This window comes from Pseudomonas sp. GW821-FHT10C09 (genome assembly GCF_059415465.1).
Genome location: NZ_JBWKNG010000037.1, coordinates 12721 through 35081 on the forward strand (window position 1 = coordinate 12721; position 22361 = coordinate 35081).

Annotated in this window: 20 protein-coding genes; 9 read left to right on the forward strand and 11 right to left on the reverse strand. The window is 59.7% G+C overall.

Annotated elements, in window-relative coordinates; all coding sequences use genetic code 11:
• Positions 1–96: 96 nt before the first annotated feature.
• Together AC07N8_RS27815 and AC07N8_RS27820 are read left to right on the forward strand one after the other, a co-directional pair.
• Complete coding sequence (locus tag AC07N8_RS27815) at positions 97–1041, forward strand: LysR family transcriptional regulator (protein WP_483840872.1); 945 nt, start codon at positions 97–99, stop codon at positions 1039–1041.
• 199 nt (positions 1042–1240) lie between these two features.
• Entirely contained in the window at positions 1241–2857 is a 1617-nt protein-coding gene (locus AC07N8_RS27820) for a sulfatase-like hydrolase/transferase (RefSeq protein WP_493146897.1), read from the forward strand.
• A gap of 104 nt (positions 2858–2961) precedes the next feature.
• On the opposite strand, the gene AC07N8_RS27825 is transcribed toward AC07N8_RS27820, so the two are convergent.
• Positions 2962–3882 (reverse strand): TauD/TfdA dioxygenase family protein, encoded by a 921-nt coding sequence (locus AC07N8_RS27825; protein WP_483840870.1) that lies wholly within the window; start codon positions 3880–3882, stop codon positions 2962–2964.
• Positions 3883–4065: 183 nt separating this feature from the next.
• Here AC07N8_RS27825 and AC07N8_RS27830 point away from each other — a divergent pair, with 183 nt between their 5' ends.
• Positions 4066–4986, forward strand: a complete 921-nt coding sequence (locus AC07N8_RS27830) for a LysR family transcriptional regulator (RefSeq protein WP_483840869.1) — start codon at positions 4066–4068, stop codon at positions 4984–4986.
• Positions 4987–5092: 106 nt separating this feature from the next.
• On the opposite strand, the gene AC07N8_RS27835 is transcribed toward AC07N8_RS27830, so the two are convergent.
• Entirely contained in the window at positions 5093–6106 is a 1014-nt protein-coding gene (locus tag AC07N8_RS27835; RefSeq protein ID WP_483840868.1) for an ABC transporter substrate-binding protein, read from the reverse strand.
• Positions 6107–6384: 278 nt separating this feature from the next.
• Between AC07N8_RS27835 and AC07N8_RS27840 the strand changes: the two genes are divergently transcribed.
• The 3 genes from AC07N8_RS27840 to AC07N8_RS27850 are packed head-to-tail and all read left to right on the forward strand — an operon-like array spanning position 6385 to position 10420.
• On the forward strand, positions 6385–7983 hold the full coding sequence (locus AC07N8_RS27840) for an ABC transporter permease (RefSeq protein ID WP_493146894.1): 1599 nt from the start codon (positions 6385–6387) through the stop codon (positions 7981–7983).
• Positions 7980–8795 (forward strand): ABC transporter ATP-binding protein, encoded by an 816-nt coding sequence (locus tag AC07N8_RS27845; RefSeq protein ID WP_483840866.1) that lies wholly within the window; start codon positions 7980–7982, stop codon positions 8793–8795. The genes AC07N8_RS27840 and AC07N8_RS27845 overlap by 4 nt, the downstream gene beginning before the upstream one ends.
• A gap of 14 nt (positions 8796–8809) precedes the next feature.
• Positions 8810–10420 carry an arylsulfatase gene (locus tag AC07N8_RS27850; protein ID WP_493146890.1) on the forward strand — a complete coding sequence of 537 codons (1611 nt, stop codon included), beginning with the start codon at positions 8810–8812 and terminating at the stop codon, positions 10418–10420.
• Positions 10421–10539: 119 nt separating this feature from the next.
• Here AC07N8_RS27850 and AC07N8_RS27855 read toward each other — a convergent pair whose 3' ends face one another.
• Positions 10540–11613, reverse strand: coding sequence for a fatty acid desaturase (locus AC07N8_RS27855; RefSeq protein WP_493146888.1), 1074 nt, complete (start codon positions 11611–11613; stop codon positions 10540–10542).
• A gap of 100 nt (positions 11614–11713) precedes the next feature.
• Between AC07N8_RS27855 and AC07N8_RS27860 the strand changes: the two genes are divergently transcribed.
• Positions 11714–12718, forward strand: coding sequence for an AraC family transcriptional regulator (locus AC07N8_RS27860; RefSeq protein WP_483840863.1), 1005 nt, complete (start codon positions 11714–11716; stop codon positions 12716–12718).
• A gap of 268 nt (positions 12719–12986) precedes the next feature.
• On the opposite strand, the gene AC07N8_RS27865 is transcribed toward AC07N8_RS27860, so the two are convergent.
• Positions 12987–13352, reverse strand: coding sequence for a response regulator (locus AC07N8_RS27865; RefSeq protein WP_483840862.1), 366 nt, complete (start codon positions 13350–13352; stop codon positions 12987–12989).
• Between the two features lie 70 nt (positions 13353–13422).
• On the reverse strand, positions 13423–14109 hold the full coding sequence (locus AC07N8_RS27870) for a Crp/Fnr family transcriptional regulator (RefSeq protein ID WP_493146885.1): 687 nt from the start codon (positions 14107–14109) through the stop codon (positions 13423–13425).
• Between the two features lie 84 nt (positions 14110–14193).
• On the opposite strand from AC07N8_RS27870, the gene AC07N8_RS27875 reads away from it, so the two are divergent.
• Entirely contained in the window at positions 14194–14712 is a 519-nt protein-coding gene (locus AC07N8_RS27875; protein WP_493146881.1) for an Mpo1 family 2-hydroxy fatty acid dioxygenase, read from the forward strand.
• Positions 14713–14796: 84 nt separating this feature from the next.
• Here the strand turns inward: AC07N8_RS27875 and AC07N8_RS27880 are convergent, their stop codons facing one another.
• The 6 genes from AC07N8_RS27880 to dibA form a co-directional block, all read right to left on the reverse strand.
• Positions 14797–15786 (reverse strand): sulfate/molybdate ABC transporter ATP-binding protein, encoded by a 990-nt coding sequence (locus AC07N8_RS27880; RefSeq protein ID WP_483840859.1) that lies wholly within the window; start codon positions 15784–15786, stop codon positions 14797–14799.
• A 3-nt stretch (positions 15787–15789) separates the two neighbouring features.
• Positions 15790–16662, reverse strand: a complete 873-nt coding sequence (gene cysW / locus AC07N8_RS27885; RefSeq protein WP_027922271.1) for a sulfate ABC transporter permease subunit CysW — start codon at positions 16660–16662, stop codon at positions 15790–15792.
• Positions 16663–16675: 13 nt separating this feature from the next.
• Positions 16676–17494: a sulfate ABC transporter permease subunit CysT gene (gene cysT, locus AC07N8_RS27890; RefSeq protein ID WP_483840858.1), complete on the reverse strand. Its 819-nt coding sequence runs from the start codon at positions 17492–17494 to the stop codon at positions 16676–16678.
• 69 nt (positions 17495–17563) lie between these two features.
• Entirely contained in the window at positions 17564–18577 is a 1014-nt protein-coding gene (locus AC07N8_RS27895; RefSeq protein ID WP_493146878.1) for a sulfate ABC transporter substrate-binding protein, read from the reverse strand.
• A gap of 70 nt (positions 18578–18647) precedes the next feature.
• Entirely contained in the window at positions 18648–18830 is a 183-nt protein-coding gene (gene oscA, locus AC07N8_RS27900) for a sulfur starvation response protein OscA (protein ID WP_134419279.1), read from the reverse strand.
• 196 nt (positions 18831–19026) lie between these two features.
• Positions 19027–20943 (reverse strand): phosphodiesterase DibA, encoded by a 1917-nt coding sequence (gene dibA, locus AC07N8_RS27905; protein WP_493146875.1) that lies wholly within the window; start codon positions 20941–20943, stop codon positions 19027–19029.
• Between the two features lie 147 nt (positions 20944–21090).
• Here dibA and desA point away from each other — a divergent pair, with 147 nt between their 5' ends.
• The gene (gene desA, locus AC07N8_RS27910) at positions 21091–22275 is read left to right on the forward strand and encodes a delta-9 fatty acid desaturase DesA (RefSeq protein ID WP_027922276.1); all 1185 of its coding nucleotides are present in this window, start codon (positions 21091–21093) and stop codon (positions 22273–22275) included.
• Positions 22276–22361: the final 86 nt, after the last annotated feature.

The window sequence follows — 22361 nt, forward strand, 5'->3', positions numbered from 1 at the left end:
TGTTTTTACAAAGATTTACTGCATAAGAGATAGCCTTTATAAGGAGTCGACCTAATGCATATCCAATGCATTTCCCCGATATTTTTTATGTGAAAAATGCATATCGATTTGCGCCAACTTCGCCACTTCATCGCCCTCGCCGATCAGCGCAGCTTCGTTGCGGGCGCATTGGCGGTGAACCTGTCGCAATCGGCGTTCAGCCGCAGCATCCAGGCGCTGGAGCACAGCGTCGGGTGTCAGTTGGTGGATCGTGGGCGCAAGGACCTGGCGCCGACCAAACAGGGGCAAATGCTGCTCGAGCACGCACGGCGGCTGGTCAGCGGCGCGCAGCAGATGGCCAACGAGATCAGCCAGTTCAATGGCCTGGAGGCGGGCGAGTTGCGCTTCGGTTGTGGGCCGGCACCGGCGGCGGGATTGATCCCGCGCGCCATCGGCAGCTTTATCGGGCGCTACCCGAAAGCGCGGGTGCAGTTCCAGGTGGATGACTGGCAGAGTTTGAGCAAGCGCCTGCTCAGTGAAGAGTTCGAATTTTTTGTCGCCGACACCCGTTACTTCGAGGCCGATCCGGATTACCTGACCCAGCGCCTGCGCCCGCGCAAATGGCATTTCTGCTGCCGCGCCGGGCATCCACTGGCCGCCCGCGAAAGCGTCAGTGCCGAGGAATTGATGAGCTATCCGATGGCCGTCAGCATTCGCCCACCGAACCTGCGCAAGGTCATCGTCGACTTGAGCGGTCGGCCGGATTTCACCCCCAATGTCGAATGCGAGAACAGCTACAGCCTCTTGAGTGTGGTGATGCGCTCGGAGGCGATCGGGATTGTCGGCGCGTATTCGGATGCGCTGCATAACGCCAAGGGTGAGCTGGTGTGTTTGAAGGTCGACGGGTTGGCGGATGATCTGGAGGAGCTGTATACGCGGTACGGGATCGTCAGCCGGGCGGGGTATCGATTGTCACCGTTGGCGGAGGCGATGATTGCGCAGATAAAGGCGATTGATGAGCAGGATGAGGAAGTGTGTTCGCTGGAGAATCTCGCTGTCTGATCTGGCCCCTTCGCGAGCAGGCTCGCTCCCACAGTTGAACCCCAGTGTATGCAAGACCCATGTGGGAGCGAGCCTGCTCGCGAAGGCGTCAGCTCAGGCAACGATGCACCTGCTGCATAAAACCCATTCCCCAAATGCACTTGCCCCAACCCCGCCCCACCAGCGAAAACCCTCGCCTGTCTTCTGATCGGTGAACCCCATGTCCAACCCCCAAAACCCCGTGCGCAACGTGCTCTACATCATGTGCGATCAACTGCGCCGTGATTACCTGTCGTGCTACGGCCACCCGCATCTGCACACGCCCAACATCGATCGCCTGGCCGCCGCCGGTGTACGTTTCAGCCGCGCTTATACCCAAGGCACGATCTGCGGGCCGTCGCGGATGTCGGCCTACACCGGGCGCTATGTCAGCAGCCATCAAGTGGCGTGGAACGCCGTGCCTTTACCGCTGGAAGAGCTGACCATCGGCGACTATCTGCGCCCCCACGGCATCCGCACCGCACTGGTCGGCAAGACCCACGCCACGCCCAATCTCGATGCCCTGCAACGGCTGGCCATCGACCCGCTCGGCGATCAAGCCTCGGCGCTGAATGAAGTCGGTTTCGAAGCGTACTTTCGCCATGACGGCATCTTCCCCGACGACCCGCTGTTCGACGATAAACGCGAATCCGCGCCCTACACCCATTACTTGCGCGCCCACGGGTTCGAAGGGCGCAACGCGTGGCACGAATGGGCCAATGCCGCCGAAGGTGATCAGGGCGAAATCCTCAGCGGCTGGAAAATGCGCAATGCTCATTTGCCCGCCCGCATTCCCGAACAGCATTCGGAAACCGCCTGCACCACCGACCGCGCCATCGACTTTATTGCCGAGCAAGGCGAGCAGCCGTGGTGCCTGCACTTGTCGTACATCAAACCCCACTGGCCCTACATCGCACCGGCGCCGTACCACGCGCTGTACAGCGCCGGGCAGGTGATCGACCCGGTGCGTGCGGAGCCTGGAGAGGAAAGCGATCACCCGGTGTACAACGCGTTTCGTCAGCATGAAGAGAGCCTGAATTTTTCCAGGGATGTCGTGCGCCTTAACGTGATTCCGACCTACATGGGCTTGATCAAACAGGTCGACGATCAGCTCGGGCGCCTGTTCGACTTTTTGCAAAGCAATGGCCGATGGGATGACACGCTGATCGTGTTCACCAGCGATCACGGCGACTTCCTCGGCGATCATTACCTGGGTGAAAAAGAGTTTCTGCTGGAGCCTGCCGTCGGGGTGCCGCTGATCGTTCGCGACCCGCGTCCGGCGGCCGATATCACCCGGGGTTCGGTGGATGATCGACTTGCGGAAACCATCGACGCGTTGCCGACCTTTCTTGAAGCCCTTGGCTTGCCAAGCGCCGAGCATCGGCTGGAGGGACGCTCGTTGATTGCGCTGCTGCACGGCATTGAAACCGACTGGCGCGGCTATGCGATCAGCGAGTACGACTACGCGTTCCAAGCGCCGGCTCGCGAACGTTTGGCGCAACCGATCGACCGTTGCCGCATGACCATGGTGCGCAGCGAGCGCTGGAAATATCTGGCGTACGACGGCTTTCGACCGCAGCTGTTTGATCTGCTGAATGACCCGCAGGAGTTACGGGATCTGGGAGCTGATCCAGCGTTTGCCTCGGTTCGCGAGGAGCATGCGGGGTATTTGTTTGAGTGGGTGCGGGGGTTGAAGCGCAGGACGACGATCAGTCATCAGGAGATTGATTTGCGTGGGCAACGGTTTCGTTATGGCGAGCCTGAAACCGAGAAAATGGTGCAAATCGGCGTGTGGTAAAAAGCATCCTCGGAACGCCGCCCGGAGCAAGCGCGCTCCCACACTGGATCTCTGTCAAACCCTAGATCCCCTGTGGGAGCGAGCCTGCTCGCGAAAGCGTCCGATCAGACGCCGCTGATTTCAGCTCCCTTGATCGTCTGACTCCGCTGCCCCGCCACCCCGACCGGCACTTCACCTTTGAGCGTCACACGCCGCACCACACGGTCCTGAGTTCCGTAATCATCAACCGCGTAATGCTGGGTCGAACGGTTGTCCCAGATCGCCACATCACCGGCCTTCCAGCGCCAGCGCACGGTGTTCTCTTGACGAATCACATGGCTTTGCAGCAACCCGAACAAGTGCGCGGAATCCGCCTGCGAATAGCCTTTGATGCGCTTGACGAAATGCCCCAGCAACAAGCTCTTCTCGCCGCTGATCGGGTGTACGCGCACCACCGGGTGTTCGGTCTCGTAAACGGTCGAGGTGAAGATTTTGCGGTAGCGCTCCAGCTTCTCCGCCGAGACGTCAGGCTTGCCGCCAGCGTAGTCATATTCGTTGCTGTGCACCGCCACCAGTTTGTCCGCCAGTTCACGCAGTTCAGGCGCGAGTTCGTTGTATGCGGTCGCGGTGTTGGCCCACACCGTGTCGCCACCGAACGCCGGCGCCACGACCGAGCGCAGGATCGAGGCTTTCGGATAGGCCTCGACGAACGTCACGTCGGTGTGCCACGAGCTGGCGCGCTGACCTTCGGCACCATCGAGTTCCAGCAGAAAACGCGTGCCTTCACGCACCGGCACCGTCGGGTGCGCCACTGGTTCGCCGAGCAGATGAGCGAAGGCCTCCTGGCGTTGATCGTCGAGCTGAGTCTGTTCGCGGAAGAACACCACCTTGTATTGCACCAGCGCCTGTTGAATGGCTTCGACGGTGCTGGCGTCCAGCTCACCGGACAGTTGCACGCCGCGGATTTCGGCACCAATGCGACCGGCCACCGGATGGATTTCAAGCGCGTGAACAGCGGGTTTTACAGCTAAAGCGGCATTGCTCATGGGTAGACCCTCTATCGGATTGCTGACGGTTGAGTGACAGCGAAACAACGCTCTATCTATATTCACTTTAGGTCTAATAGATACTCACATGCTTCGTTGACGGAATAAGAGCTTGCATTTAAAACCTCTAGCAACCCTCGTCGCAAATGCCTTCGAGCTATTTTTAGGATGCCGGGAAAGCATATGGATCTTCGTCAGTTGCGCTACTTCATCGCCCTCAACGAACACCGCAGTTTCGTCCGCGCGGCCGACGCCATGGGCATTACTCAACCGGCGTTCAGCCGCAGTATTCAAGGGCTCGAGCAAGAATTCGGCTGTGTGCTGGTGGACCGTGGCAACAAGGACTTGCGCCCCACGCCGGAAGGCCAGGTGCTGCTGCAACACGCCCTGACGCTGGTCCAGGGCGCGGCCTTGCTCAGCGCGGAAGTGACGCAAATGACCAAGCTCGACGCCGGTGAACTGCGCTTTGGTTGTGGCCCCGCACCGGCGGTCAAACTGGTGCCGGATGCGGTGGCCCGGTTCATCAATGCGCACCCGAAAGTGCGCACCCGTTTCGAGGTGGATAACTGGGAAAAACTCAGCCGCGCCTTGAGCCGCGAAGAGATCGAATTCTTCATCGCCGACATCCGTCATTTCGAAGCCGACCCGAATTTCCAGACGCGGGCACTGACGCCCAAGCGCGGGGTATTTTTCTGCCGGCCCGGGCACCCGTTGCTGGCCAAGGAGAGCCTGTCGACCAACGACATGTTCGATTACCCGCTGGCCACCACGTTGATCCCGCCGGGCATTCGCAAGTTGTTGGCGAATCTCAGTGGGCGGATGGATTTTTCACCGAGTATCGAAACTGAACATTTCCCGGCACTGGTGAAGATCGTGCTGCAGTCGAATGCGATTGGCGTCGGCACGGAAGAAGCGTTTATCGAGGACATTGCCAAGGGGTCGTTGGCGTTGCTGCACTGGCGCAATTTGCCGCAGAACATTGAGAGCATGAATGCGCGGTGCGGGATTGTGAGTCGTACCGGGTTTCGGTTGTCGCCGGCGGCGAGGGCGATGATTGAGACGTTGGTGGCGGTGGATACGCAGCAGATGGGTGTCGCGGTTTAGGGACCCTTCGCGAGCAGGCTCGCTCCCACAGGGGATCCAGGGTGTGGCAGAGATCCAATGTGGGAGCGAGCCTGCTCGCGATAGCGTCCGCATGAACGCCAGAGATTCAGAGTTTTGCAGCCGCCAGCTCAGGCGCCACCCAATCACTCACCTTGAACGGCTTGCGAATCAGCTTCTGCTGCGAAGCCAGGTCCACCGCGTCCTGCAACTTGCCAAGAAACACCGGATCCAGCGTCGACGGGAACACCTCACTGAGTTTCTGATCCTGCAAATCCCGCGTGAGGATCACCGGTGGATAACTCGCCAGTCCCGACACCAGATCGATGTACGCCTGCTTGTTGCTGTCCTGCGTCAGCCACGCCACCGCCTGCTGCTGCGCCTTGAGCAGTTTGGCGACCACCTCGGGGTTTTCGTCGACAAACTTTCCAGTGCCGACCAGTACGGCCTGAACGCTACCCGCTCCGCCCAGATCCTTGGTGCTCAGCGGTAACTCGGCCAACCCTTTTGCTTGCAACGCGGCCAACCCGGAGCTGCCCCAGGACGCGTCGATCTGCTTGGCCGCGAGTGCCGCGACGGCACCGCTGAAGTCGAGGTTGATGACCTTCACGTCCTTCTCGCTTAACCCCTGACTGGCCAACGCCGCATCAAAGGACAACTGGGTGGCGGTCCCCCGGAAGATCGCCACGCGTTTGCCTTTGAGGTCTTGCAGCGTCTTGATCCCCGAACCCGGAACCACCCCCAGATACTGCTTCACCCCACGCGCGGAGGCACTGAGCAGCCGGGTGTCCAGACCGTTCGACTTGCCGATGATTGCCGCCAGATCCCCCAGGTAAGCCAGGTCCACCTGGCCATTGGCAAACGCTTCATTGATCACCGGCCCTGCGCCCTTGAAGAAACTCCACTGGATCTTGATGCCCTGATCCGCGAAGGCTTTTTCAAACACCTGCTGGTCACGCAACACGTCCACCACGCCGCCACCACTGTGCTGGGTCCCGGCGCTGAGGTCGGGCACCGCGATCCGGATTTCCTTGAGTTCGGCGGCGTTGACGGTGAATGCCAGCAACCCCGCCAGGGCCGGTGCGGCGAACAGACTGATGACACGTTTGAAGGGAAGGCTCATGGGTGCGGCTCCTGATGGCGACGGGCGTTGAGGAGCTGAAAGTAGGCGCAATCGGCACCAACACTTAAATACTAAAAATTCACATTTTTAGATCATTTAGTCCTAAGCAAGTCACGCCGGGCATCCTGGGACGGTATGCATAACCAGCATCGAAAATATTCTCCGAATGCATTGGATGCGTGTCGGCTGTAGGCCTTAAATGGCTTGGCTTATCTCTCAATAGCATTGATTTGAAATTTTATAGATCGATTTTGCATACCCGACAACGGAGGTCGCCCATGGCCCGTGTTTCCCTGCTCAGCCTGCCTTTGGCCGCCCCGTCGCTTAAAGCCAGGCCCCTGTGGCCGACGCTGAGCCAACGGTTATTGCCTTGGTTGCTGCCGACCGCCTTGTTTGCCCTTTGGTGGCTGGCCAGCCGCAATCACTGGATGAGCGAGCAGATCCTGCCGGCGCCTTCGCTGGTCTGGAACAGCGCGGTGGAATTGTCCCAAGGCGAGTTATGGAGCCACTTGTGGATCAGCCTGCAACGGCTGTTCTGGGGACTGCTGGCCGGTGTCAGCGCCGGGGCTGCACTGGGTGCGGCGCTGGGTTTCAGTCGCCGGCTTGAACGCCTGGTGTTCCCGACATTTGCCGGGTTGGCCCAAGTGCCGACATTGGCCTGGATTCCGCTGTTCATGGTGTTTTTCGGCATCGGCGAAGTGCTGAAACTGGTGGTGCTGATCAAGGCCATTGTGGTGCCAGTCACTCTGCACACACTCGTCGGCGTGCGCGATGCGCAACCCAAATTGCGTGAAGCTGCGGCGGTGTTGCGCTTGCCACCACGGCTGCTGATTCGACGCCTGGTGCTGCCCGCCGCGTTACCGGCGTTCATGGCGGGCGTGCGCCTGGCACTGGCCGCCGGCTGGACGTCGTTGCTGGCGGTCGAACTGCTCGCCTCCAGCGAAGGCATCGGCTACTTGATGGTGTGGGCACGGCAGTTGTTCATGCTCGACATCGTATTCGTCTGCATCGTGGTCATCGGGTTGATAGGTGTGGCGATGGATCGCGGCATCGGTTGGCTGGACAAAAAATGGGTTCACTGGCCGCATCCCGCGACTGCAGAGATTCGTCGCGGTCCACGTTATGAAGGCTGGCAGCGTCTGCAACCGTGGCTGTTGCCTCTGACATTGCTGGTGCTGTGGCAAGTGACGACGGATCAGCAGTGGATCGACGCCAACATTCTGGTCAGCCCGTTGGCGGTGCTGGAGACCACGGGCAACGGCTTGCTCGACGGTACGCTGATCAGCGGCATGGCCCTGAGCCTGGGGCGCACCCTCGGCGGTTTGTTGCTGGGCGGCGGGCTCGGATTTGCCTTGGGCTTGTTGCTGGGACTGTCGCGCAGCAGTGAGCGTGTGTTGGGCCCGACCCTTGCCGCCATCCGCCAGATCGCGATTTTCGCCTGGGTGCCTTTGCTCACGGCATGGTTCGGCCTGGGGGAATTGGCCAAGTGGGTATTCGTCGCCCTCGCCGCCTTCTTCCCGTTGTTCATCGCCACCCAACGCAGCGTCGCCAATCTCTCGCCGCACCTCAACGAAGCCGCGCAGGTGTTGCGCCTGAGCCTCGGGCAACGGCTGCACAGACTGATCCTGCCGGGCGCTGCACCGGGGATTTTTGCCGGTCTGCGCCTGAGCCTGATTTACGCCTGGCTCGGCACCATCGGCGCCGAATATTTCATGCCGTCCAACGGCGGCATCGGCAGCCAGATGATCGGCGCCCAGCAACTGCTGCGCATGGATCTGATCATGGCCGGCATGTTGCTTGTCGGCCTCACCGGCGCCCTGCTCAACCTCATCGGCCAACGCCTCGAAATCCGCGCTACTCGCTGGAGACACGCATGAACGCACCGATTGTCAGCTTCAACCACGTGGGCAAATCCTTCGACGTCGACGGCTTTGAGCTGGAGGCGATTCGCGAATTCAACCTGGACATCGCCGAAGGTGAATTTGTCGCCATCGTCGGCGCCAGCGGCTGTGGCAAATCCACGTTGCTGCGACTGTTGGTCGGGCTCGACACGCAGTTTCGCGGCCAGATCACCGTGGATGGCAAAGCCGTCAGCGGCATCGGTGGCGAGCGCGGCATTGTCTTTCAGGAACACCGTTTGTTTCCGTGGCTGACGGTGGCCGACAACATCGGCCTGGGCCTGGTCAACGAACCGTTGAGCAGCGAACAAAAGCACAAACGCGTCAACGATTTCATCGAACTGGTGGGCCTGAGCGACTTCACCCGCGCCTACCCGCATCAGCTCTCCGGCGGCATGGCGCAGCGCGTGGCGATTGCCCGCGGCCTGGTGGCCAGCCCACGAATTCTGCTGCTGGACGAACCCTTCGGCGCCCTGGATGCACTGACCCGCCAGCAGATGCAGGACGAACTGCTGGCGATTCGCTCGCGGGCAAAAATCACCACGATCCTGGTCACCCACGATGTCGAGGAAGCGATCTTTCTCGCCGATCGCGTGGTGGTGATGGAGCCGCGTCCCGGACGGATCAAGCAAGTGGTCGAGATTGCCCTGCCCCATCCGCGCCAACGCAGCAGTTTCGACTTCCACCAATTGCGTGAAGAACTGCTGCACGAACTCACCAGCGACGACCACTACCAACCGCCCGTACAGGTGCAGGTGCGCGATCTGCCGCTGTCTTTCATTGCCTGCTGAACTGGAGATTCTTGATGCCGCAACGTCCCAATTTTTTAGTGATCCTGGCCGATGACCTGGGCTTTTCTGATATCGGCGCATTCGGCGGCGAAATCGCCACGCCGAACCTTGATGCGCTGGCCTACAACGGTCTGCGCCTGACCGACTTCCACACCGCGCCGACCTGCTCGCCGACCCGTTCAATGCTGCTCACCGGCACCGACCACCACATCGCCGGCATCGGCACGATGGCCGAAGCGCTGACCCCGGACTTGATTGGCAAACCGGGCTATGAGGGTCACCTTAACGACCGGGTGGTGGCATTGCCGGAGCTGTTGCGCGAGGCCGGTTATCAAACGTTGATGAGCGGCAAATGGCATTTGGGCCTGACCGCCGAACTCGCGCCCCACGCCCGCGGTTTCGAGCGTTCGTTTTCGTTGCTGCCCGGTGCCGCCAACCATTACGGTTTTGAACCGACCTACGATGAACAGACGCCCGGCCTGCTGAAATCCACCCCGGCGTTGTACATCGAGGACGACACTTTCATCGACGAATTGCCGAAGGATTTCTATTCCTCCGATGCCTTCGGCGACAAGCTGCTGGAGTACCTCAAGGAGCGTGATCAGACCCGGCCCTTTTTCGCTTACCTGCCGTTTTCCGCGCCGCACTGGCCGTTGCAGGCGCCGGCCGATGTCGTCGAGAAGTATCGCGGTCGGTATGACGCGGGGCCGGAAGTGCTGCGTCTTGAACGTCTGGAGAAACTCAAATCCCTGGGGCTGATTGACGCCGATGTCGAGCCGCATCCGCTGATCCAGCTCAGCGCGCAATGGGATGCCTTGACCGACGAGCAACGGCAGATTTCCGCGCGAGCCATGGAGGTTTACGCGGCGATGGTCGAGCGCATGGACTGGAACATCGGGCGCGTCGTCGACTACCTGCGCCAGCAAGGGCAACTGGACAATACCTTCATTCTTTTCATGTCGGATAACGGCGCCGAGGGTGCGCTGCTGGAGGCGTTTCCGAAGTTCGGGCCGGAGTTGCTGACGTATCTGAATCAGCATTACGACAACAGCCTCGACAACATCGGCCGCGCCAACTCTTACGTCTGGTATGGACCGAACTGGGCACAAACGGCGACCGCGCCCTCGCGCTTGTTCAAGGCGTTTACCACCGAGGGCGGGATCCGCGTGCCGGCGCTGGTGCATTACCCGCAACTGTCGCTCAAGGGGCAAATCAGCCATGGATTTGGCACGGTGATGGACATTACGCCGACCATTCTCGACCTGGCCGGTGTACGGCATCCAGGCAAGCGCTGGCGTGGCAAGGACGTGGCAGAAGTTCGCGGTAAATCGTGGCTGGGGTTTCTATCGGGCGAGACGGCGCAGGTGCATGACGAACACACCGTCACTGGGTGGGAGTTGTTTGGGCGACGGGCGATTCGGCAGGGGCAATGGAAGGCGGTTTACATCCCGGGACCGGTGGGGCCGGCGACCTGGCAGCTTTATGATTTGGGGAGTGATCCGGGGGAGATTCATGATTTGGCGTTGAGTCAGCCAGAGAGGCTGAATGCCTTGATTGAGCATTGGCAGCAGTATGTGGATGAGACTGGCGTGATATTGAGTGAGTCGCCGTTTCAGCCGGATTGATGGTGCCTGAGATACCGCCTTCGCGAGCAGGCTCGCTCCCACAGGGGATTTTTAGTGTTCACAAGTTTTGTGTTCACTGGAGATCCAATGTGGGAGCGAGCCTGCTCGCGAAGGGGCCATCAGACGCGCACGCCCTCCACGGTTTGCCCCTGAACTTCTTCCTTGCGCTCAAACCGGTTCGCCCTTCCAAACGTCCCGAAATCATTGAAGCGCACACCCATCTCGCGCATCACTTGATGCGCCACCGGCACGGTCATCTGGCGGATGTAAAACGGTTCCTTCACCACAAAGTGATGGATGCCATGGCTGCTGCCGAAGTTGAAGCAAAATGCCTGCAACGGCCACAACCACCAGGCGTTCAGCACTTGGCACTGCTTCATCACGTTGCCCGGCTCGATGTCGCCGTAGTAGTGCATGTTCGAGCTGATGAAGTGCAGGCAGAAGGTGCGCAGCACGTTCGGGCCGATGATCACCACGGCCGCGATGTCGATCACCTGCATCACCGACAACGTCGTTGCCGACCACTCGATTGGCGCGCCCATCAGTGACGCGATGCCGTTGGCCGCATGGAAGCCGAGGAACACGTACCACGCGCCCCAATGCACCAGCGCCAGCGGTGCGTAGACCTTGAGAGTGCGCTGGACGATGCTGAATTTGTGCGCCCAGGTCTTGGCTCGCAGCATGCGGATGAACGACGACATCATGTTGTCACCAACCATCAGCAACCGTGCAATCCCCCAAGGTTCACCGTTGGTGATGGCGCGCTCTTCCATGTCGGTTTCAGTGCCCGACACCTTGTGGTGATTGAGGTGCAGATGGCGGCGGATCCACGGATTGATCGTGCTCGGCCGCGCCAGCCACACCAGCCCCATCATCAGGTTGTGCGGCACACGCTGTTTGCGAAAGTACATGCTGTGGATCAGGTCGTGTTCCAGTTCGTGGGTCAACGAGGCGAAAAACGCGTTGAGCAACAGGCATGCCCACCAGGCCATGTGCCCGGTCATGTACAGCGCCGCCGAACCGATCATCCCGGCCAGGGCAAAGGTCAGAATGCCGGCGCCGAGGGCATCCTGATGATTGAGAATCGGGTAGCGTTGACGCAGTTCGACGCCCTTGGCCAGCACCACTTCACGAATATGTGCTGATCGCTGCGCTGCATTCAGTCGCTGGGGACTTGCAGAAGTACCGTGCATGCTTCCATCCTCTGGTTATTGATGTTCGCATCCTGCCTTGTGAATGTTTACAAGGTGGTAGCCATGAACGCCAACCTGTTGACCGGAAGCGCCAATCAGCATGACTGAACCGACCTCCCTCGCCAGCTGGACCCGCGCCCTGCGCAAGCAACTCGATGCCCTGGGCCTCGACAGCACCGCCCTGTGCCATCAGGCGGGGCTCGATCCGCAATTGATGGACGACCCGAACGCCCGTTACCCGTTGTCCGGCACCACGCGCCTGTGGGAAATCGCCGTGCAGGTCAGTGGCGATCCGGCGATCGGCCTGCGCGTGTCGCGTTTCGTCAGCCCCACCACGTTTCATGCGCTCGGCTATGCGCTGGTGGCCAGCGGCAGTTTGCGCGAGGTGTTCGAACGGATCGTGCGCTATCACCAAGTGGTCAGCGATGCCCTGGAACTGGAGCTGACCCGCGCCGAGGACCGCTACCGCTTTCGCCTGAAAATCCCGGTGGGTAACCCGGCACCTGCATTCGAAGCCATCGACGCCTTCACGGCGATTTACGTGCGCACTTGCCGCAATCGCCTCGGTCGCGACTATGCCCCGCTGGCGGTGTACCTGCGCCGCCCGGAACCCGCCGATGCGCATCAATGGCATAAAGTCTTCCGCTCACCGGTGTATTTTTCGGCGGAAGAAGACCGCGTGGAGTTTTCCCTGGTGGATTTCGACAGCCACCTGGACGACGCCAACCCGGAACTGGCTGTACATAACGAAACGGTGCTCAACCGCGCCTTGGCACAGCTCAAACCGCTGACCTGGGAGCGCAAGGTCCGCGACGCCATCGAAGAGCAATTGCCCGAAGGCGAGCCCAGCGCCGAACACATCGCCAAGGCCCTGCACCTGAGTTTGCGCAGCCTGCAACGGCATTTGGCGGACGAGGGCTGTCGGTTCGATACGCTGCTCAATGAAAGTCGCGAAAACCTGGCGCTGCTGCACCTGCGCGATCCGCAATGTTCGTTGAGTGAGGTCAGTTACTTGCTGGGGTTTGCCGATACCAGCAGCTTCAGTCGCGCATTCAAGCGCTGGACGGGAATGACGCCGGGGCAGTTTCGGGATGGGTTGCGCTAACCGGTCCAGATATTGAGTCGCCTCGCCCGGCCTCTTCGCGAGCAGGCTCGCTCCCACAGGGTTTTGCGTTACCCACAGATTTGGAGGTCAACAAAGATCTCCTGTGGGAGCGAGCCTGCTCGCGAAGGCAATCCTCAGCTCACCACCATTTTCCTCAGTGCCAACCTGCACCGTATACAGTGCAAATCAATACAATCTTTGGAAATGCATTGTATTTAGTGCAGTTTCAATCTGAAAACCCGCCCAGCTTTGACCTGACTTTCAGAAATCACCGCCCGCGATCCCGCCGCAACAACTTGCGCACCCGCGCCACCAACTCGCTCACCGCAAACGGCTTGAGCAAATAATCGTCTTCATGCAACTCCAATCCACGCAGGCGATCCTCGATGCCGTCCCTGGTGGTCAGGAACAGCACCGGCGTCTCGCCGAGCTTGCGAATTTGTTGCTGCAACTGCCAGCCGTTGAGCCCCGGCAGCATCACGTCGAGGATGATCAGCTCGTATTCGCCGGTCTCGATAAAGCGCCGGCCGTCCATGCCGTTAAGCGCAACATCGACCGAATAGCTCGCCTCGTTCAGGCCGTTGGCCAGGAGTTTGGCGGTCTCCGGTTCGTCTTCCACTAGCAGTACACGCATGGCACACCTCGATTATCGTCGTCACAGGCTAGGCGCCTTCGCGGGCAAAGCCCACCAATAACGTCGCGCTTTAAAAAATCGCCAGTGCCCGCAATCGATCAGCATCGATAATTTCGATCTCGCCGTACTTGAGATTCAGAATTCCCTGGCCCTGCAATTCCTTGAGCAACTGGTTGGTGGTCTGGCGCGACAGCGACAGCAGCGACGCCAATTGCTCCTGCGGCAGTTGCAGCACACGGCGGGGTGGATCGATTTCGCCGTAGCCTGCGGCGATCATAAGCAAGCGATGGGCGAGACGTGCCGGGGCGGGCATCAGGCTCAACTGTTCGAGGTTGATGAAGGTCAGGCGCAACTTGTGGCTCATCAGCAACGCCAGTTGCCGCCAGTACACCGGCTGTTCGTCGAGCACTTTCAACAGCGCCGCCTGCGGAATGTGCAACAAGGTGCACGTCCCCACCGCGAAGGCGTCGTGGGTCCGCGCCTGGCCATCGAACAGGCAGATTTCGCCGAACCAGTGTGGCGGTTCCACCAGGCTCAACAGCGCTTCCTTGCCCTGTTCACTGACCGCGCCGATGCGCACCGAGCCTTCGAGCACCGCATACAACCCGCACGGCGGATCGCCGCGTTTGAACAGCAATTGCCCGGACGACAGGCGCCGCAGCCGGGCCGCGGCCAGCAGACTATCCTGAAAGGGAACAGGTAGATGACTGAACCACTGGCCGCTCATCAAGCTCGAGCGCCAAACCTGTATGTCCATGGAAACTCCTGGAGATTGTCGCCTGCCTGACAGAGCGGAAAGTGAACCCGGGGCATGATCAATCACCCTACAGGAGGAATAACAATGAAAAGCCTCGTTGACCATCTCAGTCAATACGCCGCTTACCACCGTGACCCGCGCAACATCGCCAGCCACTTTATCGGTATTCCATTGATTGTGGTGGCCGTTGCGGTGCTGCTGTCGCGGCCGCAATGGGCCGGGGGCTGGCTTTCGCCGGCGGTGCTGGTGTCGTTGGCTTCGGCGTGGTTTTACCTGCGCCTGGAGTTGCGCCTCGGAGTGCTGATGACCGTGCTGCTGGGGCTGTCCGTTTGGGCGGGGCAGGTGTTGGCGCAGCAAAGTACCCTGGTGTGGTTATCGAGCGGTATCGGGATGTTTGTGGTGGGCTGGGCGATTCAGTTTGTCGGGCATCACTATGAAGGGCGTAAGCCGGCGTTTGTCGATGACGTGACCGGGTTGATTGTCGGGCCGTTGTTTGTGGTGGCGGAGTTGGCGTTTCTGTTGGGGTTGCGGCATGACCTGAAAGAACAGATCGAGGCGCGGGCCGGGGGTGTGCGGGTCAATCCGAATCGCGCTGCGGCCTAAGACGCTTTCGCGAGCAGGCTCGCTCCCACATTGGATTGTGGCAGCGAGCCTGCTCCGGGCGGCGTTCCGACGAAGCTTTTGATCTTAGAGGTTGGCGAGTTTCTGCCAGACCTTGGGCTTGAAGAACAGCGTTTCACCCTTCGCCAGACCGATCAGGCTGTCGTGATCCTTCACCACTTCCGCCTCGATCAATTCGCTCTGACCTTCAACTTTCAGCGTCACCCGAGTCGTCGCGCCCAACGGACGGATATCGCGCACTTCAGCCGCGTGGTGATCTTCCAGTTCATGCCGCGACAATGACACCTCGTGCGGACGGAACAGCACGTGGTTGTCCTCGCCCAAATGCAGTCGGTTGGAATCACCGAGGAAGTGATAAACAAAATCGCTGGCCGGGTTTTCGTAGACATCGCCCGGTGAGCCAATCTGCTCGATCACACCCTTGTTCATCACCACGATCCGGTCGGCCACTTCCATCGCCTCTTCCTGGTCGTGCGTCACGAATACCGACGTCAGGTTGATGTCTTCGTGCAGCCGCGCCAGCCAACGGCGCAGTTCTTTACGGACCTTGGCGTCGAGGGCGCCGAAGGGTTCGTCGAGCAGCAGGACTTTCGGTTCCACCGCCAAGGCCCGAGCCAGGGCGATACGCTGACGCTGGCCACCGGAGAGTTGCTCCGGGTAGCGATCCGACAGCCAGTCCAGTTGCACCATGTTCAGCAGTTCGTGGACTTTTTCCGCGATCCTGCTTTCATTCGGACGCTGGTTTTTCGGCTTCATACGCAGGCCGAACGCGACGTTGTCGAACACGGTCATGTGGCGGAACAAGGCGTAGTGCTGGAACACGAAGCCGACGTTGCGATCACGCACGTCGTGGCCGGAAACGTCTTCGCCGTGGAACACGATGTTGCCCTGATCCGGGGTTTCCAGGCCGGCGATGATCCGCAGCAGCGTGGTTTTACCGCAACCCGACGGGCCGAGCAGCGCCACGAGTTCACCGCTCTGGATGTCCAGGCTGATGTTGTCCAGCGCCTTGAACGCATTGAAATTCTTGCTGACGTTACGCACTTCGATCGACATGAATTATTCCTCCGCGGCGCTGGCGCGCAGGCGGTTAATACGGTTTTCGCTCCACTGCTTCAGCAGCAGGATGAAGAGCGCCATGATCAGCAACAGGCTCGCTACCGCGAACGCGGCCACGTGGTTGTATTCGTTGTAGAGGATCTCGACGTGCAGCGGCAGGGTGTTGGTCACCCCGCGAATGTGCCCGGAAACCACCGACACCGCACCGAACTCACCCATCGCCCGCGCGGTACACAACACCACGCCGTAGATCAGGCCCCATTTGATATTGGGAACGGTGACGTGCCAGAACATCTGCCAGCCATTGGCGCCCAGCAGGCGCGCGGCCTCTTCCTCTTGCGTGCCCTGTTCCTGCATCAGCGGGATCAGCTCACGCGCCACGAACGGCACGGTGACGAAAATCGTCGCCAGCACGATGCCCGGCAAGGCGAAGACGATCTGGATATCGTGATCCTGCAGCCACGGCCCGAACAGGCCCTGGGCGCCGAACATCAGCACGTAGACCAGGCCGGCGATCACCGGTGACACCGAGAACGGCAGGTCGATCAACGTGACCAGCATGCTCTTGCCGCGGAACGAGTACTTGCTCACGCACCACGCGGCGCTGACGCCGAACACCAGGTTCAGCGGCACCGAAATCAGCACGGCGATCACTGTGAGTTTCAGCGCCGACAGAGCATCCGGTTCGAAGATCGCGGTGAAGAACGCTCCAAGGCCCAGCTTCAGGCCCTGGGACACCACGATGAACAGTGGCAACAGCAGAAACAGCGCAAAAATCAGCCAGCCAAGGCCGATCAGGATTCTTCGCGAAGTGGCACTGCCACGGCGCGCAGCGTTGGCCGAAGAGGCGGCAGCAATAGACGATTGGGACATGGTTCGCGCCTCCTTATGGGGTTTCGATGCGACGTTGCAGCAAGTTGATCAGCAGCAACAGGACGAAGGAAACCACCAGCATCAGTACACCAATGGACGTGGCGCCGGTGTAATCGTACTGGTCGAGCTTGACCATGATCAGCAGCGGCAGGATCTCGGTTTTCATCGGCATGTTGCCGGCGATGAAAATCACCGACCCGTACTCGCCGACCCCGCGGGCAAAGGCCAACGCGAAACCCGTCAGCCACGCAGGGAGCAACGCGGGCACCAGAATGTAACGGAACACCTGTAAAGGTTTTGCCCCGAGACACGCCGCCGCTTCTTCCACTTCACGCGGGATATCAGCCAATACTGGCTGTACGGTACGTACTACGAATGGAAGTGTCACAAAAGTGAGGGCAAGGGTGATGCCGAGGGGGGTGTAGGCGATCTTGAAACCCAGGTCCGCTGCAAACTGACCGACCAAACCGGTGGGGGTGTACAACGCAGTCAGCGCGATACCCGCTACCGCCGTCGGCAAAGCGAAGGGCAAGTCGATCATTGCATCGATGATTTTGCGACCGGGGAAGGTATAGCGCACCAGCACCCAGGCCAGCAGCGTGCCAATGATGCCGTTGATGATCGCGGCATAGAGCGCGGTGCCGAAGCTCAGCTTCAACGCCGCCAGCACCCGTGGCGCCGAGATAATCGCCCAGAACTGATCCCAGGTGAGTTGGGCGGCATGGACGAACATCGCCGCCAGTGGAATGAGCACAATCAGGCTGAGGTACACCAAGGTGTAGCCCAGCGTCAGCCCGAAGCCGGGTATGACGGGGGAGATACGACGCGACATAAAAGTCCTTGGTTGAGAACGCGCAAAGCCCCGACGGTTAAATCGGGGCTCGTTGATGGCTATTTAAGACTACTGCGCCTGATAAATCTGGTCGAACACGCCGCCGTCATTGAAGAACTTCGGTTGCGCGGTTTTCCAGCCGCCGAAGTCTTTGTCGATGGTCACCAGGTCCAGGGTCGGGAACTGCTTGGCGTACTTGGCAGCCACTTCCTTGTCACGTGGACGATAGAAGTTTTTCGCGGCAATTTCCTGACCGGCCGGGCTGTACAGGTGCTTGAGGTACGCTTCGGCGATCTGCTCGTTGCCCTTTTTCTCGGCGTTCTTGTCGACTACGGCCACTGGCGGCTCGGCAAGGATCGACAGCGAAGGCACGACGATTTCGAATTTGTCGGCGCCGCCGTCTTCTTTCAGCGCCAGGAACGCTTCGTTTTCCCAGGCCAGCAACACGTCGCCCTGACCGTTGTTGACGAAGGTGATGGTCGAACCGCGAGCGCCGGTGTCCAGCACAGGCACGTGCTTGAACAGGGTCTGGATGTAGTCCTTGGCCTTGGCTTCGTCACCGCCGTTGGCTTTCAGGCCATAGGCCCAGGCTGCGAGGAAGTTCCAGCGTGCGCCGCCGGAAGTTTTCGGGTTCGGGGTGATGACCGAGACATCGTTCTTGACCAGATCGCCCCAGTCCTTGATGCCTTTCGGGTTGCCTTTGCGCACCAGGAACACGATGGTCGAGGTGTACGGCGTGCTCGCTTCCGGCAGACGCTTCTGCCAGTCCGCCGGCAGGGTCTTGCCGAGTTTGGCGATTTCGTCGATGTCACCCGCCAGGGCCAGGGTCACGACATCGGCACGCAGACCGTCGATCACCGCGCGGCCCTGCTTGCCCGAACCACCGTGGGATTGCTGGATTTTCACCGTGTCGCCGGCGTGGTCCGCCTGCCAGTACTTGATGAACTCGGCGTTGTAGTCCTGATACAGCTCACGCGTCGGGTCGTACGACACATTGAGCAGCTCGTAATCCTTGGCAACCGCGGAACCCGCAAAAAGGGCGCTGGCCAGGGCGGCCAAAGCGAAATGACGAATCGACGACATGGTGAAAGCTCCTGGAATTCTGTTTGTGTTGGCTTTTTTTTATGGAGGCGGGAAACGGGTTGCCGGTTGCTTAGCTCGGCTTGTTGCTCGGACTCTGCAGACGGAATTTCTCTTTGCGTTCGATCTGGACGACCTGGGCGTTATGCACAGTGATCTCCACAGCCCCAAAGCGCAGATCGCGCAATGCGCTTTGGATCTCACGCAAAATGGTTGCTTCGTCTTGGCCATCAACACTACGTAGGGATGCGCTCATGGTGCTGCTCCTTCAACTGAGAGGTTGCCTGGCAGTGACGGCACTGCTTGCGGCGTGAGACCAATAGTAGTGAGGAGTAGATATTCTTAAAAAGACTATTTAAGAATGTTTATATAACCGAAATGATTTGCTTGCTGGGACGCGGGTTTGCGGTGTTTTTGACATTGACTCGCCACAAAAAAGCTTAAAGGCAGGGTTAGCGAATAACGGGCGCGCACATCCAATCCAGTTGCTCTGCCGGCACCGGCCGCCCAAACCAGTAGCCTTGCCCCAGATCACACTCATGCTCAAGCAGGAATGCAGCCTGCTCGACCTGCTCGATCCCTTCGGCATGCACCTGCATCCCCATGCTCTGCGCCAAGGCGATGATCACTCGCACAATCGCCGCGTCATCTTCATCACACGGCAACCCGGCGACGAAGCCCTGGTCGATCTTGAGTTTCTGCACCGGTAATCGCTTGAGCCGCAGCAGTGACGAATATCCCGTGCCGAAATCGTCGATGGCCAGCCGCACACCCAACTCGCGCAGGCGATGCATCTGCTCCAGCGCGACCTCCGGATCCTCCATCACTGCGCTTTCGGTCACTTCCAACTCCAGATACGCCGGATCAAGCCCCGTGGCATCCAGCACCTGAGCCACCTGCTGATACAGTTCGCGCCGGGCAAACAGTCGCGATGAAACATTCACCGCCACAAACGCCAACTCCACGCCCGCCGCTCGCCACTGACACATTTGCTGGCAGGCCTGGCGCATGACCCAGGCATCGATCTCGGCAATCAGCCCGGTACGCTCGGCGATGGGGATAAACTCTGCCGGCGACACCAGCCCGCGCTGCGGATGCGCCCAACGCACCAGCGCTTCGACGCCGATCAGGCGACTGGTCTTGAGGTCATGCACGGGTTGGTAATAGACGCGCAGCTCTTGCTGCTGGAGCGCGCGGCGCAGCTCAAAGGCAATTTCCACCCGCTGCTGGGCGTGGGCGGTCAACTCTTCGGTATAGAGCGCGTAGCCATCCCGGCCCGCACTCTTGGCCTTGAACAAGGCCGAATCGGCGTTGCGCAACATTTGCTCGGCACTCAAGGCATCACTCGGAAACTGACTGATGCCGACGCTGGCATTGATAAACAGTCGATGCCCGTCAATGTGGAACGGCTCGCGCAGGCCATCGATGATTCGTTGAGCCAGCGCCGCAGCTTGGGCCACTTGCGGACAGCTTTCGGCGAGCACCGCGAATTCGTCACCGCCCAGACGCGCCAGGGTCATGCCTGGCCCGAACATGGCATTCAAATGCTCTGCCACCGCCTTCAGCAGTTGATCACCGACGGTATGCCCGAGGCTGTCGTTAATCATCTTGAAGTGATCCAGGTCGATCATCAGCAACGCGCAGCCCCGTTTATGGATTTGCGCCGATGCCAGCGCCTGTTCGACACGGTCGGTGAACAACAGCCGATTGGGCAGATCGGTCAGTGGATCGTGATGAGCCAGGTGCTTGAGCTCGTGCTCGGAGTTTTTGATCGCACTGATATCGGAAAACACCGCCACGTAGTGGCTACATCGGCCCTGATCATGAATGATGCGGATGGTTTGCCATTGCGGATAGATTTCACCGCTTTTTCGGCGATTCCAGATTTCCCCGCTCCACTCACCGGTGCTGTTGAGTGTCGCGAACATCGACTGGTAGAACGCGGGCGGATGATGGCCGGATTTGAACAGACTGGGTTGCTGGCCCAGCACCTCGTCACACTGATAACCGGTGATCGCCATGAAGGCCCGGTTCACATGGACAATCAGCCCGTTGCTATCGGTGACCAACACACCCTCACGGGTGCAATCGAACACAGCGGCGGCCTGGCGCAAACGCTCACGGTCGGCATGGCGCTCGCGCAGTCTGGCGCCGATCCCCAGGCATTTGAACAGTCGGGCCCGGGCAATGAAGATCAAACCGGCGCTAAGTGCCACCCAGAAGTAACCGTTGATCAGTTGCCATCGTAATAGCTCGGCAGAGCTATCGAAGAATCTGTTCAATAAATAGCCACTAACGGCCATCCAGGTGACTGAAAGCAGAAGATAAAGCAGCGCTGCACGCAAGGCATCGCGATAGGTGGCAGACATTAGAGCGTCCATGTCCCCATAGAAAGGTTGGAATTATAGGTCAAGGACACATTCAGCCACTCTTATCTGAAAGGGCGACTGGTTTTATCCGTGGGCTTAGTGATAATGCAACGGCTGTTTTTTTCTTTATCGAGGGCCCTACAGCCTATGTGGTACGAAGGTTTACTCGGCTTGTCGCCTTGGTCACTGGTGGCAGTCACCCTGCTGATGACCCACGTCACGATCGTTGGCGTCACGGTCTATCTCCATCGTTATTCAGCCCATCGCTCGCTTGAGCTCAATGCCGGCCTGAAACATTTCTTCCGCTTCTGGCTGTGGCTGACCACGGCGCAGAACACCCGCGAGTGGACCGCTATCCACCGCAAGCATCACGCCAAATGCGAAACCGTCGATGACCCGCACAGCCCGGTCGTCAAAGGGCTTTCCACCGTTTTGCGCAAAGGTGCCGAGCTGTACCGCGCCGAAGCGGAAAACCCGGAGACCCTGCGCATCTACGGCAAGAACTGCCCCGAAGACTGGATCGAACGTAACCTCTACAGCCGATTCCCGCTGTTGGGTGTGGCGATCATGGGCGTCATCGACCTGCTGCTGTTCGGCACCATCGGTATCACCATCTGGGCCATCCAGATGATGTGGATCCCGGTGTGGGCCGCCGGCGTGGTCAATGGCCTTGGCCATGCCATCGGCTACCGCAACTTCGAATGCCGCGATGCAGCCACCAATCTGGTGCCTTGGGGCATCCTTATCGGCGGTGAAGAACTGCATAACAACCATCACACCTACCCTAACTCGGCAAAATTGTCGGTGAAGAAGTGGGAGTTCGACCTCGGTTGGGCCTGGATCCAGGTCTTCAGTTTCTTCCGTCTGGCCAAAGTCCAGCGGGTCGCTCCTATCGCGCACCGGGTTGAGGGCAAAGGCAGCCTGGACATGGACACCGCCATGGCGATCCTCAACAATCGCTTCCAGATCATGGCCCAGTACCGAAAATTGGTAATCGCGCCTCTGGTCAAGCAAGAGCTGGAAAAGGTCGATCACTCTGTCCGCCATCAATTCCATCGCGCCAAGCGCCTGCTTTCGCGGGAAACCAGCCTGCTGGACGAAAAACACCACGTTCGCATCCAGACCATGCTCGAACACAGCCAGGCGCTGAAGGTAATTTACGAGAAACGCCTGGCCTTGCAGCAGATCTGGGTCAAGACCAGCTCAAATGGTCACGACATGCTCGCCGCCATCAAGGATTGGGTGCATGAAGCTGAGGCCAGCGGGATTCAATCCCTGCGCGACTTCGCCGACCAGTTGAAGACCTACTCCCTGCGCCCTGCCGCTGTCTGATGCCGTTGATCGGTGCGCCCCGCCAGCGGGCGCACCCTTCGGAACTAAGCTCCAAATCCCCTATCTCAAAGACACTTCGCCCCCCC